The following is a 17,636-nucleotide window of genomic DNA, read 5'->3' on the forward strand; positions in this document are numbered from 1 at the left end:
GTGATCGATTCGGTAACCGTCACCTTCGGGAGGGGCAGATGCGCGCGCAGTGGTTGGTCGAAGCGGGCAGCGGTACGGCAGCGGTGTACCTGAGCATGCCGGGCCTGCACGAGCTGGAGATCCGGCAGGACGAGAGCGTGCTGCGAGTGGACAGCGATCAACTGCGACAGCTGTTGGACACGCTGTTCTGGCTGGACGAACTCCACGGTGCCGGCCTGCAGGAAGCCGCCGTCAACCTGTCCGAACAGGTGGTTGTCGGCAAGCCCTGATCGCTGTTCCCCGCCGGCTCGATGACGGTACTTCCGGAACGGGAGCAGCGGGAAGAGCGCCCCGATCGAGTCCTCACCGGAGCCGGAGCGGGCAAGCTCGACGGCTCACTCCGGCACGATGGTTCCGGCCAGCTCGCGTACCCGCTCCGCCAGCCGGTTCCGGTCGATCGGGGCGAAGGTGGTCCACGCCCGCCCGCTGCGGATGGTTTCCTCCATCAGGTACCACCCGTTGGGGGTGGCGAAGCAGTTGGTCACCATCGGTGCCCTGGAACGGTTGCCGCGCCGGTCCATCCGCGCGGCTCCGAACTGGGCGTAGCCCACGCGTTCACCGCCCGCCATCTCCACGAGCGAGCCCGCGTCGTCGCGCCGCACCCCGCGGCGCAGCAGCGCCTCGCGCATCGCCCGGTCGGAGTCTCCCGCCTCGGCCGCCGCCGCGTCGAGCTGGTCACTGGGCACCGAGACCGCTTTCCCCGGTCCGGGGGTCGGTTCGGGGAGCACCCCCACCACGGCTCGGTGCGGGGTGTCGTCGGTGCGCAGCTGTCGCAGGCGCACCACGCCGTCCTCCCGGACGGCCAGCGCCGAGCTGGCCGGGCCGTTCGCGGCCAACGCCGTACGGCGGTGTTCCCCCGCTTCGGACAGATAGCGATACACCAGATCGAATGAGTCCCGGTAGCGGTTCAGCGGGAAGAACACCCCGGAGACGGCGTCCTCGGCGTCCCGGTCGCCGAAACCGAGCCGACGCAGCTCCTCCCAGCTCCGCTGCTCGACGTCGCGCCGCTCCGACTCGGTGAGCCCCTCGGGCAGGACGTGCAGCGAGAGCGGCTTCGTGCCGAGCCGGAAGTGCTGCCAGGCGAGGTGGAACGCCTGTTCGGAAAGTTCGATGTTCACCTTTTCCCCCGAACGATGGCGGCGCCGGGAGGGCACCCGGCGCCACGACACACGCTGCTGGATCCGATGGCGGGTCTCGACCGCCCGGATCAGTCCTCGCCGATCACCGGTGGCGCGACACGCGGCAGGTCGCCGTCGAAGTAGCCGTAGTCACCCACGAGGTAACTCGGCGTCTCGTGCTCCTCGTCCTCCTCGCCCTGCTGGCCGCGACCGCGTGGCGCTCCCGCCATGCCGCCGCGACCGTTCGCCGCTCCCGAGGAGGAAGCGCCGCCCGCCGTGGCGGAACCGGTGGACGGGCGCGTGATCCCGGACTGCCCACCGGGGCCGAGGGAACGGCCACCGAGTCCGGCGGAACTCCGTCCACCCGTTCCGGAGCCGGTGCCCGCCCCCGAACCGCCCGCGAGCGAACCGAGGCCACGTATCGGGATCCGGCTGCCGGGGGCACGTCCGGCCCCGCCCGCGACGCCGGAACCGCCAGGGGCGCGACCGCTGCCCGAACCGCTTCCGACGCCGCCGCCCGAAGTGCCGGACTGCCCCGGCCGGTGCCCGGAGGAGCCGCCTTCCGGCGGGCGCTGCCACGCGGAGTGACTGCCCGCGGGCTGGTTGATCCCCGAACCGGCCCGGCCCGTCGACTGGCCCGAAGTGCCGGTGCCTGCCGTGCCGGTGCCGTGCGTGCCGCTCGAGGTGTCCAGCGATCCGGTCCAGGAGCTGCGGGTGCCCGCGGCAGTGCCGCCGCTCGTGCCCCTGGAGACGGCGAAGCCGCCGACCTCGGGGTTCGATCCGGAGCGCACACCGGTCTCGACGCCGCCCGGCGGGGGAGCGGTGAACGTGGGGGTCGCGCTGACGGTGGTCTGCGAGGCTGTGTCGTAGGCCTGGAACGCCGTGACCGCGTCCTGCCGCAACTTCTCGTTGTGCGCCAACGCCTGCTCGTTGTCGGTCTTGCCGCCGGTGAGGCCCGCCCAGGCCCGCCCGAGGAAGTTCTCCTCCGGGACGGGTTTCTCCTCGGACGCGGCGGGCACGGAGGAGTGCACCCTGCTGAAGGCCTGGCCCTGCTCCTCCAACCGCACCGCCTCGGCCGTGGCGTTGTCAGCGGCGACCTCGGTCCACAGCACCACCGGCGACATGGCGCCCTGCATGGCGTCCTGGCCCTTGGACCGGTTCACGGCCCCGGCCCGCTTCAGCCTGTCCTTGACCTCGGTGGCGAGGTCGCGCATGTACCGCTCCTCGTCACGCCAGCGGCTGCTCTTCTCGTGGAGCGCCTCGGCGCCCTTGCCGCTGTTGACCCAGGAGCGCATCTGCTCCAGCTGCGCCCCGTCGAGGTTGGACGGCGGCAGCGTGCGTCTGTCCCCCATGATTCGGGCTCCCCTCAGGCGTTGGGCAGGTTCTTGATCGCGGCTTCGGCGAACTCGGTGAAGATCGGGCAGGGATCGGGGCGGTTCTCGGCAGGACGTACCTGGCCGTTGACCAGTAGAAAACCGTCTTCGGCGACATCGACAGCGATGTAGCAACCGATTCCACTCACGTTCGCCGCATAAGCGGGGTAATCGCGGATTTCTGTTTTTTCGCCGCCGGGATGCGTCTCTATAGCCTCTGAGATGGTTCGTTCGAAATCAGGAGCGATGAACGCTCCCCAACCTGAATCGGATCCTGCTTCCCCTTTTTTGTAGTAGCAACCAGAGTTGCCTGCCGATTTGTCTTCGCGTAGCGGTTGATCCACTCCGAGTTTGGTTGCTTGTTGCTTCGTGACGATGGTGCAGGGATCGGAGAGGTCGAGGGATTTGGCGGGTGCGGTGCGTTCCGGCAGGATCACTTCGGAGGCGCTGCTGGGTGCGCTCGTGCCGGTTTCGGTGGTGTCCTGCGCCGCTTGGCCGGTCTGACCACCACTGCATCCGGCGAGCAGCAGCAGTCCGGCTGCCAGGGAGATTCCTGTGGTGAGGGTGTTACGCATCCTGGATTCCTCGTTGGAAGCTGTCGGCGGCGTTGGCGTCGTCGGTGCGGGTCTGCTTGGCGCTGGATCGAAGGCTCGCTGCGGTGTCGTTGAACACCTGCGCGAGTTTCAAGTAGTTCGGGAAGTAGGACCGGTCGTCCCCGTAAGCGACTTGTCCGTGAATCGACGCGGCGCCGGTGCTGACCGGATCGGTACCAGGAGCCGGTACAGAGCCTAGGCTTTGGAGTTCAAAAGATCGGTCCTCCAGCTCTTGCGCCTTCTCCTCGAAGAATCCCGCCAGCGCGTCGACCTCGTCGGGGTCGACGACCATGCGCGTGTTGTCGCTGATGGCCTGGGCCAGTTCGGCCTTGGTGTTGGCGCGTTCGGCGATCCGGGCGATGTCGGCCACCTCCTTGGCGAAGCCGGGGCCGGGGAACAGCGCGTTGTCGGCCACGTCCTGCATCTCGGCGTCCATCGCCGCCTGGTCCGCCGCATCCATCCCGGACTGAGCGTTCGTTCCCGAACCACTCGATTCGCCCGTACTCGACTGTCCGTTCGCCTCGTCGGCCACGCCTTCCCCCTGAAGGTCACTCGTACGTGTCATGCGCTCGCCCGGCTGCATGATCAGTTGCCCATCGGGAACGTACCGCACCGCGCACTCCGCGTGTGCCGGGTTCAGCACATCCGGCGAAAGCACCGCCGCCACCGGCTCGCCCGAGTGAGTGGATCGGCAGCCTGGGTGGGAACCGGAAGCCTCGCGGTTGCGCCACCTCTCCGGCGGGCGCAGCATCGCCGGAGAGGTGGCGAGAGTTGGTGATCGGCGATGCGGGAATGGCTGCGCTGGCCCGTGCTGCGCCAGTTGACGGGCTCCGACCCGCTCGGTCGCGGGCAGGCGGCCCGCTCCGCCGCCACCGACCGCGAGCACGCCCGCACCGAGGACGCCGACGAGGTGGTCGGATCGGTGTGCCCGTACTGCGCCGTGGGATGCGCGCAGCGCGTCTACGTGCGTGACGGGGCCGTCACCCAGATCGAGGGCGATCCCGACTCGCCGGTTAGCCGGGGCAGGCTCTGCCCGAAGGGCTCGGCCAGCCGCTCGTTGGTGACCTCGCCCGCCAGGCGGACCAGGGTCGCCTACCGACGGCCGTACGGTACCGAGTGGGAGGAACTGGATCTCGACACGGCGGTCGACATGATCGCCGAGCGGGTGATCCGCACCCGGGACGAGACCTGGCAGGAGACCGATTCGGACGGTACGCGGCTGCGCCGCACCATGGGAATCGCGAGTCTGGGCGGGGCCACGCTGGACAATGAGGAAAACTACCTCATGAAGAAGCTCTACACCGCCCTCGGCGCCATCCAGATCGAGAACCAGGCCCGCATTTGACACTCCTCCACGGTTCCCGGTCTGGGAACCTCGTTCGGCCGTGGTGGGGCCACAACCTTCCAGCAGGACCTGCGCAACTCCGACTGCGTCGTGATTCAGGGGTCCAACATGGCCGAAGCCCACCCGGTCGGGTTCCAGTGGGTGATGGAAGCCAAACGGCGCGGCGCGAAGGTCATTCACATCGATCCACGATTCACCCGTACCTCGGCCATGGCCGACACGTTCGTGCCGCTGCGAGCGGGCAGCGACATCGCCCTGCTCGGCGGGCTGATCAACTACGTGCTGCGGGGTGGGCACTACTTCCACGAGTACGTGGCCGCCTACACCAACGCGGCCACGATCGTCGACGAGTCCTACGCCGACACCGAGGATCTCGACGGTGTGTTCTCCGGCTTCACCGGAAGCGGTTACGACCAGAGCAGCTGGTACTACCAGGGGGCGCGGATCAACCCGGCGGCGGGCGAGCGTGACCAGTGGAACGACGTCTTCGGTTCACCCGATCCCGACCGAGCGGCCTCGGAGGGCGAGTCGACGCCTCGTGCCGAGCCCGAGACCGATCCGAGCCTGACCCATCCGCGCTGCGTGTTCCAGATCCTCAAGCGCCACTTCGCCCGCTACACCCCGGAGCTCGTGGAGCAGCTGTGTGGCATCGACCGCCGGCGATTCCACGAGGTCGCCGAGGCGCTGGTCGCCAACTCCGGAAGGGAGCGCACCACCGCCTTCGCCTACGCGGTGGGATGGACCCACCACACGGTGGGGGTGCAGTACATCCGGGCCGCCTCCATCCTGCAGCTGTTGCTCGGCAACATCGGCAGACCCGGCGGCGGGATTCTCGCGCTGCGGGGGCACGCCAGCATCCAGGGCTCGACAGACATCCCCACCCTGTTCGACCTGCTGCCCGGCTACATCCCGATGCCGCAGGCACACCCGAACCTCTCGCTGGACGGGTTCGTGGCCACCAACGCCGCCGACAAGGGGTACTGGGGCAACATCCGCGACTACGTCGTCAGCCTGCTCAAGGCCTGGTGGGGCGAGTACGCCACCGCCGAGAACGATTTCCGGTTCGATCACCTGCCCCGGCTCACCGGTGACCACGGCAGTTTCCGCACCGTGATCGACCAGATCGAGGGCGGGGTGCGCGGCTACTTCGTCATCGGCGAGAACCCGGCCGTGGGTACCGCCAACGCGCACCAGCAGCGCATGGGGCTGGCCAATCTGGACTGGCTGGTGGTGCGCGATCTGAACATGATCGAGACGGCCACGTTCTGGAAGAACGGTCCGGAGATCGACGAGGGCGAGACCACGCCGTCCGAGATCGGCACCGAGGTGTTCTTCCTGCCCGCGGCGGCGCACACCGAGAAGGACGGCACGTTCACCAACACCCAGCGCATGCTGCAGTGGCACCACAAGGCCGTCGAACCCACCGGCGACCAGCGCAGCGACCTGTGGTTCTTCTACCACCTGGGGCTGCGGATCAAGTCCAAGCTCGCGGCCCGCAGGTTCGAACGCGACGCGCGGCAGCGGGAACGCGACCGCCCCGTCCTGGAACTGACTTGGGACTACCCCACCGAAGGGGAGATCGCCGAACCGAGCGCGGACGCCGTGCTCCGCGAGATCAACGGCACCGACGCGGACGGCCGGGCGCTGTCCTCCTACACCCTGCTGCGCTCCGACGGTTCGACACGTTCGGGATGTTGGATCTACTGCGGCGTCTACGCGGGTGAGATCAATCGAGCAGCCCGGCGGGAACCGGGTGAGCGGCAGTCCTGGGTCGCCCCCGAGTGGGGCTGGGCATGGCCCGCCAACCGGCGGATCCTGTACAACCGCGCCGCCGCGGATCCGCAGGGCAGACCGTGGAGCGACCGCAAGGCCTACGTCTGGTGGGACGCAGAACAGCGGCGCTGGACCGGCCACGACGTGCCCGACTTCGACGCGACCAAACCTCCCGACTACCTGCCCGCCGCCGACGCGCACGGCCCCGACGCGCTGCGCGGCACCGACCCCTTCGTCATGCAGGGTGACGGGCTCGGCTGGTTGTACGCACCCGCCGGACTGCGCGACGGTCCGTTGCCCACCCACTACGAACCGCAGGAATCACCGCTGCGCAACACGCTGCACTCCACGCAGCGAAACCCCGCACGGCAGCTGTACCACCGCCCGGAGAACCGATACCAACCCAGCGGTGCCGAACCGGGAGCGGAGGTGTTTCCCTACGTGTTCACCACGTTCCGGCTCACCGAGCACCACACGGCGGGCGGGATGAGTCGGTGGTTGCCGCACCTGGCCGAGCTGGCCCCGGCCATGTTCTTCGAACTCTCCCCGGAGCTGGCGGCCGAGCGCGAGCTGGTTCATCTCGGCTGGGCCACGGTGATCACCGCACGCGGAGCGATCGAGGGACGCGTGCTGATCACGCAACGGATCCGTCCGCTGCGTTCGAACGGCAGGACGCTGCACCAGATCGGCATCCCCTGGCACTGGGGCCCCAACGGGTTGACCACCGGTGACGCCGCGAACGAGTTGCTCGGGGTCGCGCTGGACCCCACCGTGCACATCATGGAGACCAAGGCGGGCACCTGCGACATCCGTCCCGGCAGCAGACCACGCGGTGCGGAACTCGGCACGCTGCTCGCCACCTACCGCGCACGGGCGGGCATCACCGAGGACACCGGCACCGAGGATTCGCCTTCGGCGGCGGACGCCCGGTACCCGGACGTGAGCGACACCGACGGAGGTGGGGATGAGTCCTGACGGCGCTGCCGAACACCCGCTGTTCGGGCTCGCGCGTGCGGCACAGCCCGGTGGCGATGTCCGGACGTCCGCATCCGGCCCCGTGGATTCCCCGGCGGGAGGCAACCGACTCAGCGGCCCGCTGGCCGATCCCAGCGCCGAGGCGGGTTACTCGGAGCGGCATCCCGAGCGGATGGGGTTCTTCACCGACACCAGCGTGTGCATCGGGTGCAAGGCGTGCGAGGTCGCCTGCAAGGAGTGGAACCTGCTGGAAGAGGACGGGCTGGATCTGACCGGCATGTCCTACGACAACACCACCGAACTCGGTGCCACCACGTGGCGGCACGTGGCCTTCGTCGAACAGCGGATCGACCCTTCGACGCGTGCCCGCGTGGATATCGGGATGCCCGGGATGGGAGCCCCGAGCACTACCCCGGAAGAGGGCGCGGACTCCGATGCCACCGAGGTGCGCTGGCTGATGTCCTCGGACGTGTGCAAGCACTGCACCCATGCCGCCTGTCTGGACGTGTGTCCGACGGGAGCGTTGATCCGCAGCGAGTACGGCACGGTCGTGGTGCAGGACGACGTGTGCAACGGGTGTGGCTACTGCGTTCCCGCCTGCCCCTACGGTGTGATCGACATCCATCCCGACAACGGCGGAGCGTTCAAGTGCACGTTGTGCCAGGACCGGCTCGGTTCGGGACTCGCTCCGGCGTGTGCCACCGCCTGTCCCACCGAGTCCATTCAGTACGGCCCGCTCGACCAGTTGCGGCAGCGGGCCGAGCAACGCCTCGAACAGCTGCACGAGCAGGGGATGACCGAAGCCAGGCTCTACGGGCAGGACCCCACCGACGGTGTGGGAGGTGACGGGGCGTTCTTCCTGCTGTTGGACGAGCCCGAGGTCTACGGTCTGCCACCGGACCCGGTGGTCACCACGCGGGATCTGCCCGCCATGGCCGCACACGCCGCGATCGCCGCCGCGACGGCCGCGTTGACCGTAGCGGCCTGTTTCCTGGGAGGTCGTCGTTGAAGGCGCGAGCGGACCGCGGTGCGGGCGCGGAGGGCTCCGACCGGAGTGCGGGACACGAAACGCGGGAGCCGTTTCGCTCGTACTACGGCAGGCCGATCATCAAGGAACCGACCTGGAAGGTTCCCGACGTGCCCGCCTACCTCTATCTGGGAGGCATGGCGGGCGCCTCGTCCGTCATGGGAGCCCTCGCTCAGCTACGTGGGTACTCCCGGCTGCGCCGGGTCGGGCTGCTCTGCGCGGCGGGAGGTTCCGGTGCCAGCGTGCTGGCGCTCATTCACGATCTCGGCCGGCCGCGACGGTTCCTGAACATGTTGCGCGTGTTCAAACCCACCTCGCCGTTGAGCGTGGGATCCTGGATCCTCGCTCCGTTCTCCGCGCTCAGCGGTGCCGTCGCGGTCTCCGAACTCACCGGGTTCGCTCGTCCCCTCGCCAGGGTGGTGGCCGGGTTCGCGGCGGTACTTGCTCCGGCGATGACGACCTACACGGCGGTGCTGCTCGCCGACACGGCGGTACCCGGCTGGCACGAGACTCGTCGTGAGCTTCCCTTCGTGTTCGCTTTCAGCTCGGTGGCGGCGGCCGGTGCGCTGGGAACGGGATTGGCACCGCGGTCGGAGGCCGCTCCGGCCCGGCGAATGGCCGTGATCGGGTCTCTCGGTGAACTGCTCGCGAGCCGGGTGCTGGAACAGCGGGCGGGCAGGATCGCCGAGGCTTACCGCACGGGCAGGGCGGGCACTACGTTGCGGACGGCTCGCGTGCTGGCAGCGGGATGTGCCCTCGGCGCGTTGTTCGCTCGGCGCAGCGGGAGCGTGGCGGTGCTGGTGGCCGCCAGTGGCACCGCCGCGTCGGCAGCCACTCGTTACGGGGTGTTCGAAGCGGGGCGGGAGACGGCTAGGGATCCCTACTACACGGTGGTGCCGCAGCGACAGGACGGCCGATCCGAGCGGTGACGACGGCGCACCCCACCTCGTTTTCCTCCCCGGTTGGTCGCGTGCGCTGCGAGAAGCACGGAGATACCGGAGGATGGGGCGAACAGCCACAGCCGTCCCGTCGGTTGGTCCGACAACCGCAGCGGGTGCCAGCGAGGGAGGCGGAGATCATGCCGACTACGCCAGGCGGATTACACCACGTGACCGCGATCGCTACGGATCCACAGCGCAACGCGGATTTCTACCGAACCGCACTGGGGCTGCGACTGGTCAAACGGACCGTCAACTTCGACGCTCCGGACACCTATCATCTCTACTTCGGGGGTGAATCGGGTCAGCCCGGGACACTGATCACCTTCTTTCCCTGGCCCGCGGCTCCGCGTGGACGTCGTGGTGCCGGGCAGACCACGACCGTTGCCTTCTCCGTTCCGCAGCATTCGCTGGGGTGGTGGCAGCAGCATCTCGACGGTCTCGAGGTGAACGTCGGCACTCCCACCAGCAGGTCGAGCGAGGAGACCCTGACGGTCGCCGATCCGGACGGTCTGTTGATCGAGTTGGTCGGGCATCCCGAGGCGGACTCCCGCTCGCCCTGGGAGGAGGGGCCCATCCCACCCGAGTACGCCATACGGGGACTTCACTCGGTCACCGTGACGGAAATCGGTCATGAGCACACCGCTGAACTGTTGACCGAGACCATGGGGTTCCGGCTCGTGGAGGAGTCCGGCGCGCGTTTCCGATTCGCCACGGGGGCCGGTGGGTCCGGCGCGATGGTGGACGTGCTGTGCAGTCCGGAAGCCCCGCTGGGGATGGTCGCGGCGGGTACTGTGCACCATATCGCCTGGCGTGCTTCCGACGACGCCGAACAGGTCGACTGGCGGAACACGCTGCTGGATCAGGGGCTCGACGTGACCCCGGTGCTGGACCGTCGCTACTTCCACTCCATCTACTTCCGTGAACCCGGTGGCGTGTTGTTCGAGATCGCCACCGATCCACCGGGTTTCACCGTCGACGAGCCGTTGATGGAGTTGGGCAGGGCATTGAAACTCCCTCCGTGGCTGGAGCCCTCCCGCGCCGAGATCGAGCAGGTGCTGCCCACGCTCAGGGTTCCCGCTCCGGACGAGGAGATCACTTTCACACCGCCACCCGCGCAGCGCACGAGGTGAGCGCTCCCCGCGGTTTTCCGATGGTCGTTCTCGACGAGGGCGTCCGAGGCTCGGATGCGAGTTGGCCACCTCCCGCGAAGCGTCGATGTCCCGGAGCCGGCTCGGAACAGGTCGGGGAGGGGAGAGGTGATGAACGGTACGAGCGCACGAACCGAACGGGAACCGCACTGGCCCGAACTTCGGGTCGAGGACTGGAGCGATACCCGCGACACCCTGCACATGTGGTTACAGCTGGTCGGGAAAATCAAGCTGGCCTGTCAACCGATGATCAATCACTGGTGGCAGGTGCCGCTCTACGTCTCGGCTCGTGGTCTGACCACTGACTCGGTCCCGTACTACGACGATGTGTTCGACATCGAGTTCGACTTCCACGAGCATCGGTTGCTGATCCGTCGCAGCGACGGTGGGCGACGCGAGATCGCTCTCACCGCCAGAACCGTTGCCGACTTCTACCGGGAGACGATGGCGGCGCTGGACGAGCTCGGAATACGGCTCACCGTGAGCCGGACACCGAACGAGGTGGTGCGGGCCCTGCCCTTCGACACCGACACCGAGCACGCCTCCTACGAGCCGGACAAGGCGTGGTTGTTCTGGCGGCAGTTGTTGTGTGCGCACCGGGTGTTCAGCGATTTCAGGTCGCGCTTCATCGGCAAGGTGAGCCCGGTGCACTTCTTCTGGGGAGCCATGGATCTGGCCGTGACCCGTTTCTCCGGACGTGCGGCACCTCGTCACCCGGGTGGGGCTCCCAACTGTGGCGACTGGGTCATGGTCGAGGGCTACTCGCACGAGCTCAGCAGTTGCGGTTTCTGGCCGGGCGGCGGAGCCGAGGGCGCGTTCTACTCCTACGCCTACCCGGAGCCACCGGGGTTCGACCGGTACCCGGTCGGTCCGGCGGCGGCCTATTTCGAGCAGGGCGAGTTCCTGCTGCCCTACGAGGACGTCCGAACCGCGTCCTCGCCGGAGCGGATGCTCGCGGAGTTCCTGCGCACCACCTACGAAGCCGCAGCCGAATGCGGTGATTGGGACCGCCGGGAGTTGGAGGACGACCCGAAGCGACGAGCCTCGGCGCGGTGATTTCGGTTCGCCGTACTGCCTCGCCTGTGATACCGATTTCGCGGAACGGATGAGGTGACTATGAGTGTCCAGGAATTCCCGGCTCCGAGCGAGGGAATGCTGCTGACCCACTTTCTCACGGTCAGCCACCTGGGCCGCTCGCGTGCTTTCTACCGGGACGTCGTCGGTGGCCGAGTGGTGCTCGAGGAGAATCCGTGCACGCTGCGTGTGGCCAATAGTCGGTTGATCATGAAATCCGGAGGTGGCCCCACTCCCGACAAACCGGAGACCACGTTACGTCCCCCGGACGAAGGGGATCCGGTGTTCTGTTTCCGCAACATACGCGTCGCCGATATCTGAGCCGCTTATCGTGAGCGGAGCGAGCGGGGAGCCGAATTCCTGACTCCTCCGGAAGATCGTGGGGCCGAGCTGCGTTGCTATCTGCGCGACCCGGACGGTTATCTCATCGAAGTCGGTCAGGCCACGGGGATGCTTCGGGGGAGATTCGCCGACGCCCCGCCGACGTGACCGGTTTCCCGGGAAAGCGTTACCTGCGTCTGTCGGTGTGGATGTCCCAAACCGTCCACCCGATTCCCAGCGCGACGAAACCCGACAGCAACAGCAGCACGATCATTTCCATTGGCGCCTCCTCTGTACGCTGCTGCGCACGCGGCGAACCGGCCGTTCTCCGGTGGATTTCCTCGACGATGGTTCAAGCGTGTTTCACTCACTCGTTCGAGGCAAGTGGATGTCATTCGGGTGTTCGGGTTCGTTTTGAATCGTCGTTCGGTTTCTGCTACTGGGCGTGTTTTCGAGTCCTTTCGGAAAGGTGGCCCGGTTATATGACGAGCCGTTGGATGCGAACAATGAGCTGTTGATTTTCGTGTTTTGGTTACGTGTGGTTACTCTGTTGTGTGGTGTCATTCTTTCGGGGGAGATATATGGTGGGAATGAGTGTCGACTCCCGGTGTCGTCGATTCGGAGTAAACTGTGGTCAAGGGGTATCCAGTAGTGAGATCGAAACGATCTACGAATCGGACTAGGAAAGTGTGTGAGAGCGGACTCAGAAGACGCCGATCATAGGTGTGAACGCGCGGAAACGGACACGATGAATCATGTTCGCAGAACAGTTGCCCTGTCTGACGGCGGCACTACAGCTGGCCGTCGCGTTACCCCGGGAATGGGTGGGCATCGCTGCCGTTGCCGTGGGAACGACGCTGGCCGCGATTTCCGGTATCCGACTCCTCATCACGCGATCAGTGGCGAACGATCGCGCTGACGACGACAGTGAGACGAAGTCACGAAGCGCGCCCCGCCGTCGGATCACGGCGCTGCCCCCAGTCCGCCGCGTCGAGGAAAGGACCGGTCGATGACGAACACGACCCGCCGGAGCGAGCGAAGCGAACCAACGGGTCAATCACAACAGGACGCACCGTCCGCACCGGATCCCGGACAGCGTTGGCGAGTGGTCTCCGCGCGGCGGGCGCGGCGGGCGGACGTTCTCTCCCGACTACGCACCGGCACGGCACTGGCGGCGGGAAGGCTCGCCACGACCACCTCCAGAAGCCTGCGGCTGGGAAGCGGCGGCATCATCGGCGGCCGAGTGGCGCTGGCGCTGCAACCGGATCTGCTCACACGACTGGTCGTGGACAAACGAATCGTGGTGATCACCGGAACCAACGGCAAGACCACCACCACCCACATGGTGGCCCAGGCGCTGCGTGCCGGTGGGGCCTCGGTCAGCAACGCCACCGGGGCCAACATGCTCGACGGCCACGTCGCCGCCCTGATGGCCGAGCCACGAGCGCCGTATGCCTCCTTGGAGGTCGACGAGCTGCATCTGGCCCAGCTGACCGACCGATTCCAGCCCTCGGTGATTCTGCTGCTCAACCTCAGCCGTGACCAGCTCGATCGTGTCGGGGAGATTCGCAGCGTGGAGGCCAGCCTGCGGCGCGCCCTGCGGCAGGCACCGGGTGCACGGGTGGTCGCCAACGCCGACGACCCCAACATCGTCTCGGTCGCGGCCGACCATCCCCACGTGACCTGGGTCTCGGGCGGCTGCCGTTGGAAACACGACGCGCTCAACTGCCCCAGGTGCGGGGCCTTCCTCGGGGAACTCGACGGGGCGTGGGAGTGCGTGTGCGGGTTGCGCAGGCCCAACGCCGACTGGACGGTCGACGCGGGCGGGCTCACCGCTCCGGACGGAACGAGCGAGCGACTGTCCCTGCCGTTGCCCGGGCAGGTCAATCGGGTCAACGCCACGTTCGCGCTCGCGGCAGCCGCGGCGTTGGACATACCCCGCACCGAGGCGCTCGACCGCATCCGTCGACTGCGCGATGCCAGCGGGCGGTACGAACACACGACCATGGCCGGGCACGACGTGCGGCTGTTGCTGGCGAAGAACCCGGCCAGCTGGCTCGAGATGCTCGACCTGGTGGCCGAGAACGATCGCCCGCTGATCCTGGTCGTCAACAGCAGGCAGGCCGACGGACACGACGTCTCCTGGCTGTGGGACATCGAGTTCGAGCGGCTGGTGGGAAGGAAGGTCGTCGTAACGGGGGAGCGGGCGCTGGATCTGGCGGTCCGACTGCGTTACGCGGAAGTGAACTGCGAAATCGCCACGAACGTGCAGCGAGCCCTGCACAGTGCCACCATCGGGGACTCGGCCGACTCGGTCGAGATCATCGCCAACTACACCGCTTTCCGGGACCTGTTCGCGAAGAGGCAACAACATTGACCGACGATTCGGCGATCCGCATCGCACTCGTGGTGCCCGACCTGCTGGGCACCTACGGTGACCGGGGGAACGCCCTGGTGCTCGCGCAACGACTGCGCTGGAGAGGTTATCGCGCCGAGATCGTGACCGTGTTGTCCTCGGCCGAAACCCTGCCCGACTCCTGCGACATCTATCTCCTCGGTGGTGGCGAGGACGTCGCGCAACAGGCCGCGGTGAACTTCCTGGCACGCGGTGACGGACTACGGCGGGCCGTGAACGCGGGGGCGGTCGTGCTCGGGGTCTGTGGTGGATTGCAAGTGCTGGGCACCAGCTTCACCACCGGTGACGGCGCCACCCACCACGGACTGGGACTCATCGACATCTCCACCGAGCCCGGTCCCAACCGGGCCATCGGCGAACTGAGCACGCGCTCCGAGGAGCACGGTCTGGGGCTGCTCACCGGCTTCGAGAACCACCTCGGCAGGAGCACGGTGGGTCCGGCGGCCCGTCCACTGGGACGTGTGCTGCACGGCATCGGCAACGGCTCCGAGGACACCGAGGGGGCTGTCAGCGGGCGTGTCGTTTGCACCTATCTGCACGGCCCGGCGCTGGCGCGGAATCCGGCGTTGGCGGACACGATGCTGTCCTGGGCGGTAGGGGAGCCGTTGTCGGAACTGGCTCCCTTCCCGGAACTCACCGAGCTGCGGACCGAACGGGCGCGAGCCGCCGGATGACCCCGCGTCGGGCCGGGTCACCTCGCTTGTCCTCCTGCGAGGGCCTCCCGGTGTTTGAGCGGTAGCCGAGCAGGAGCCCCGGAAAGCCGTGACTTCAGACGTTTCCTCGAAGTCGGAGAGTACATCCCCGTGCGGGTGGGGTTGCCGTCAGTGTGGGGTACGCCTGGTGGGTTTCGATGCGGGTGTGGGTGAGGTTGTGGAGGAGCGGCCGCAACCGGGTGCTCAAGGGCTGTGTCAGTCGCAGGGTGACGTGTTTGTGGTGGGCGCGGGCGTGCTGGTCGAGGGCGTGGATGACGCGGGGGTCGAGGATGTCGAGGCCGTGGTCGTTGATCAGGAGGTTGTGGGCTCGGGTGTGCTCCAGCGCGGCGGTGAACAGGTTGGCGCAGGGTAGGTCCAGCACCCCGGTCAGGGCGAGACGGGTGTCGTATTCGTTGTCGGCGTGTTCGTCGGTGCTGTCGGTGTAGAGACGGAAGGGGCTGGCGGTGGGAGTGGTTACCGGGTGCAGGCAGGCCATCTCGGCGACAGCGGCGCTGCCGAGCTCGGTGAGGTTGTAGGCGCACAGTGCGGTCACGGGTTCGGTGCTGATCACGTGGTCGCACAGGTATTCGTAGTAGGCGAAGGCCGCGCGCTGGTCGGGGGTGGTGACCATGGCTGTGGCGTTGACGATGGCCCGAAAACCGGTGTAGCCGGCGGCGAGCGCCTTCTCGACGGATGTGAGGCGGGCGTCCATGGCCGCTTCGGCGTCGACGATTCCCCCGTCGCTGGTGGGGTAGAACTCTTCGATGGTTGCGACGGCCATCGCGCCCGTTTCCATCGCGGGGCCGAGGATCTCGTCGGCGGCGAGTTGTGCCCGTAACCGCGAGGCGGGGGCGTAGTCCACGTATTCGATCAAGTACCCGTGCCTGAGTCCGTCCCGCACGTACTCGCGGGCGCGGGTGCGAAACTCCTCGTGGTCGCGGAAGATCCAGCATTCGTGCCCGCCCGGAACGGGGGAACCCGCGGTGGTGACTTCGCCGGTCGTTCGCCGGCTCGGCGGTGTGATGGTCGGTGTGCGGGGCATCGTGTCGGGATCGTCGGGCACGGGTTGGGTTTCGATGGGTTGCGGCTGGCTCCTCGCCTCCTTGCGGGCCGCGAGGGTGGGGGGACGCTGGATCAGAGCGCGCAGTTCGGCAGCGGGGACGCCTGCCGCGAACAGGAATCCCTGGTAGTCGGTGAAGCCGATTCGCGCCAGCTGGTAGAGCTGGCCGGTGGTTTCCACCCCTTCGGCCACGCAAGTCATGTTCCGGGCCTGGGCGATGCTCAGGGCAGCGCCGGCGATGGCGGCATCGACCGCTTCCCGCTCCAGACCGGCCGCGAAGGTGCGATCGAGTTTGAGGATCTGGACGGGAAGTTCCTTGAGACGTTCCAGGGACGAGTAGCCGGTGCCGAAGTCGTCCAGGGCGAACCGCACGCCCCGAGCCGCGAGTTCGTGCATGGCTGTCAGGGTGGCGGGGGCGAGATCGAGCAGGTCGGTTTCGGTGATCTCCAGGACGAGCCGGTGCCAGTCCAGCCCGGTCGCGGGCACGATCCGTTCGAGCTGCGCTGCGAAGTCGGGCTCGTGCAGCAGCGTGCTACTGAGATTGACCGTCACCGCCACGGTCCGCCCCTGTTGGCCGGGCCAGGTTGCCGCTTCACGCGAGGCGGTGGTCAAAACCCACCGGTCGAGTTCGGAGACCAGGTGAGCGTTGCGAGCGGCGGGCAGGATCGCCCCCGGCGACAGCAGGCCGTGCTGCGGATGCGGCCAACGCAGCAGCGCTTCCGCGCTGTGCACGCGGCCGGTGGGGTCGACGATGGGCTGGTAGTGCAGCGTCAGCTCATCGCGAGCCAGCGCCTGGCGCAGTTCCTGTTCGAAGTTGGCCTCGCGTTCCAGCGATGTGCTCAAGCCGGCATTGGCGCGGAAAACGTGTCCGGTGCCGTGGTCTTTGGCTCGGTACATGGCCACTTCGGCCAATCGCAGTAGCTCCTCGGGCCGCTCAACCCCGGGATCGCTCGTGGTAGCGATTCCGATCGAGGCGGAGACCGCGATCAAATGATCTTCCCGGGCCATATTCGTGCGCAGCAGCACCGAGATCCTCTCGGCCAGCTCCTGCGGCCCGCCGTGGGCGGCCACGTCCGGGCATACGATGAGGAATTCGTCGCCGGAATGCCGCGCCGCCGCGCACTCCGGCGGCAGACCCTGCTGCAATCGTTGTGCCAGCCGCACCAGCAGATCGTCTCCGGCCGTGTGCCCCAGCGTATCGTTGACGCGCTTGAAGTTGTCGAGATCGCAGAACAGCACAGCGCCCTCGCGCTGTCCCTCGTCGGAAAGCTGCTGGTCCAGCAGGCGGCGCACGCCTTTGCGGTTGAGCAGCCCGGTCAGCTCGTCATGTTCGGTCTCGGCGTGGAGGGCCTGCGTGTAGTGGTGACGTTGCCCGACATCGATGAAGGCCACCAGCCACACACCGGCCCGACCCTCGTACGCCAGGAACGTGGCGTGCACATCGCAAAACACCGTCCGCCCCTCGGCGCACCGCAACCGTCGCTGATGACGCGTCAACCCGTCGCCACCGCGGTCCGTGCCGCCACCACCGTCATACGCGGTGAGAGTGCTGCCGCGATCATGTGGGGAGAGCAACTCCATCGACGAGCGCCGGACAAGGTTCTCGTGGGTGCGGCCCAGCAGCGCACACAGCGACTCGTTGACAGCCAACACGCGCTCGTTTTCATCCAGCACCGCCATCGCCGTCGGCAGAGCCTGGAACAACGTGTCACTGTTCATCTGCAATACCCTGCGCATCGCG

The 17,636-nt window shown here is 67.6% G+C and carries 14 protein-coding genes and 1 pseudogene; 10 read left to right on the top strand and 5 right to left on the bottom strand.

Annotated features, from left to right (window positions below; all coding sequences use genetic code 11):
- Window positions 1-38 precede the first annotated feature (38 nt).
- Window positions 39-269 (top strand): hypothetical protein, encoded by a 231-nt coding sequence (locus BM150_RS10400; RefSeq protein ID WP_092926521.1) that lies wholly within the window; start codon window positions 39-41, stop codon window positions 267-269.
- A 105-nt stretch (window positions 270-374) separates the two neighbouring features.
- Here BM150_RS10400 and BM150_RS10405 read toward each other — a convergent pair whose 3' ends face one another.
- The 4 genes from BM150_RS10405 to BM150_RS10420 form a co-directional block, all read right to left on the bottom strand.
- Entirely contained in the window at window positions 375-1,157 is a 783-nt protein-coding gene (locus BM150_RS10405; RefSeq protein WP_092926523.1) for an ESX secretion-associated protein EspG, read from the bottom strand.
- Window positions 1,158-1,246: 89 nt separating this feature from the next.
- Entirely contained in the window at window positions 1,247-2,509 is a 1,263-nt protein-coding gene (locus BM150_RS10410; protein ID WP_092926525.1) for a hypothetical protein, read from the bottom strand.
- Window positions 2,510-2,523: 14 nt separating this feature from the next.
- The gene (locus BM150_RS10415; RefSeq protein WP_092926527.1) at window positions 2,524-3,105 is read right to left on the bottom strand and encodes a DUF3558 domain-containing protein; all 582 of its coding nucleotides are present in this window, start codon (window positions 3,103-3,105) and stop codon (window positions 2,524-2,526) included.
- Window positions 3,098-3,781, bottom strand: a complete 684-nt coding sequence (locus tag BM150_RS10420; protein WP_139219508.1) for a hypothetical protein — start codon at window positions 3,779-3,781, stop codon at window positions 3,098-3,100. Before BM150_RS10420 ends, BM150_RS10415 begins: the two co-directional genes overlap by 8 nt.
- A gap of 126 nt (window positions 3,782-3,907) precedes the next feature.
- Here BM150_RS10420 and fdh point away from each other — a divergent pair, with 126 nt between their 5' ends.
- The 9 genes and pseudogenes from fdh (at window position 3,908) to BM150_RS10465 (ending at window position 14,817) form a co-directional block, all read left to right on the top strand.
- Window positions 3,908-7,216: a formate dehydrogenase gene (gene fdh / locus BM150_RS10430; RefSeq protein WP_281243679.1), complete on the top strand. Its 3,309-nt coding sequence runs from the start codon at window positions 3,908-3,910 to the stop codon at window positions 7,214-7,216.
- Window positions 7,206-8,225 carry a 4Fe-4S dicluster domain-containing protein gene (locus tag BM150_RS10435; protein ID WP_092926535.1) on the top strand — a complete coding sequence of 340 codons (1,020 nt, stop codon included), beginning with the start codon at window positions 7,206-7,208 and terminating at the stop codon, window positions 8,223-8,225. The genes fdh and BM150_RS10435 overlap by 11 nt, the downstream gene beginning before the upstream one ends.
- Window positions 8,222-9,172 (top strand): NrfD/PsrC family molybdoenzyme membrane anchor subunit, encoded by a 951-nt coding sequence (gene nrfD / locus BM150_RS10440; RefSeq protein WP_092926537.1) that lies wholly within the window; start codon window positions 8,222-8,224, stop codon window positions 9,170-9,172. The genes BM150_RS10435 and nrfD overlap by 4 nt, the downstream gene beginning before the upstream one ends.
- Window positions 9,173-9,321: 149 nt before the next feature.
- Entirely contained in the window at window positions 9,322-10,314 is a 993-nt protein-coding gene (locus tag BM150_RS10445) for a ring-cleaving dioxygenase (protein WP_092926539.1), read from the top strand.
- A 129-nt stretch (window positions 10,315-10,443) separates the two neighbouring features.
- Entirely contained in the window at window positions 10,444-11,388 is a 945-nt protein-coding gene (locus BM150_RS10450) for a DUF5996 family protein (RefSeq protein ID WP_092926541.1), read from the top strand.
- 60 nt (window positions 11,389-11,448) lie between these two features.
- A pseudogene (locus BM150_RS25055) lies at window positions 11,449-11,895 on the top strand (VOC family protein).
- Between the two features lie 587 nt (window positions 11,896-12,482).
- Entirely contained in the window at window positions 12,483-12,740 is a 258-nt protein-coding gene (locus BM150_RS23705) for a hypothetical protein (protein ID WP_139219510.1), read from the top strand.
- Window positions 12,737-14,104, top strand: coding sequence for a MurT ligase domain-containing protein (locus BM150_RS10460; RefSeq protein WP_092926543.1), 1,368 nt, complete (start codon window positions 12,737-12,739; stop codon window positions 14,102-14,104). The genes BM150_RS23705 and BM150_RS10460 overlap by 4 nt, the downstream gene beginning before the upstream one ends.
- The gene (locus tag BM150_RS10465) at window positions 14,101-14,817 is read left to right on the top strand and encodes a type 1 glutamine amidotransferase (RefSeq protein WP_175496770.1); all 717 of its coding nucleotides are present in this window, start codon (window positions 14,101-14,103) and stop codon (window positions 14,815-14,817) included. Before BM150_RS10460 ends, BM150_RS10465 begins: the two co-directional genes overlap by 4 nt.
- Window positions 14,818-14,911: 94 nt before the next feature.
- Here BM150_RS10465 and BM150_RS10470 read toward each other — a convergent pair whose 3' ends face one another.
- Window positions 14,912-17,632 (bottom strand): EAL domain-containing protein, encoded by a 2,721-nt coding sequence (locus tag BM150_RS10470; RefSeq protein WP_092926545.1) that lies wholly within the window; start codon window positions 17,630-17,632, stop codon window positions 14,912-14,914.
- Between the last annotated feature and the right edge of the window lie 4 nt (window positions 17,633-17,636).

Origin of the sequence: Actinopolyspora alba (assembly GCF_900112765.1) — a bacterium.
Taxonomy (GTDB): Bacteria; Actinomycetota; Actinomycetes; order Mycobacteriales; family Pseudonocardiaceae; genus Actinopolyspora; species Actinopolyspora alba.

Excerpts from the sequence above, each read along its gene's own strand:
- BM150_RS10450 (WP_092926541.1), top strand. The coding sequence starts at position 10,444 with ATGAACGGTACGAGCGCACGAACCGAACGGGAACCGCACTGGCCCGAA.
- BM150_RS10445 (WP_092926539.1), top strand. The coding sequence starts at position 9,322 with ATGCCGACTACGCCAGGCGGATTACACCACGTGACCGCGATCGCTACG.
- BM150_RS23705 (WP_139219510.1), top strand. The coding sequence starts at position 12,483 with ATGTTCGCAGAACAGTTGCCCTGTCTGACGGCGGCACTACAGCTGGCC.
- BM150_RS10435 (WP_092926535.1), top strand. The coding sequence starts at position 7,206 with ATGAGTCCTGACGGCGCTGCCGAACACCCGCTGTTCGGGCTCGCGCGT.
- BM150_RS10410 (WP_092926525.1), bottom strand. The coding sequence starts at position 2,509 with ATGGGGGACAGACGCACGCTGCCGCCGTCCAACCTCGACGGGGCGCAG.
- BM150_RS10460 (WP_092926543.1), top strand. The coding sequence starts at position 12,737 with ATGACGAACACGACCCGCCGGAGCGAGCGAAGCGAACCAACGGGTCAA.
- BM150_RS10470 (WP_092926545.1), bottom strand. The coding sequence starts at position 17,632 with ATGCGCAGGGTATTGCAGATGAACAGTGACACGTTGTTCCAGGCTCTG.
- BM150_RS10400 (WP_092926521.1), top strand. The coding sequence starts at position 39 with ATGCGCGCGCAGTGGTTGGTCGAAGCGGGCAGCGGTACGGCAGCGGTG.
- BM150_RS10415 (WP_092926527.1), bottom strand. The coding sequence starts at position 3,105 with ATGCGTAACACCCTCACCACAGGAATCTCCCTGGCAGCCGGACTGCTG.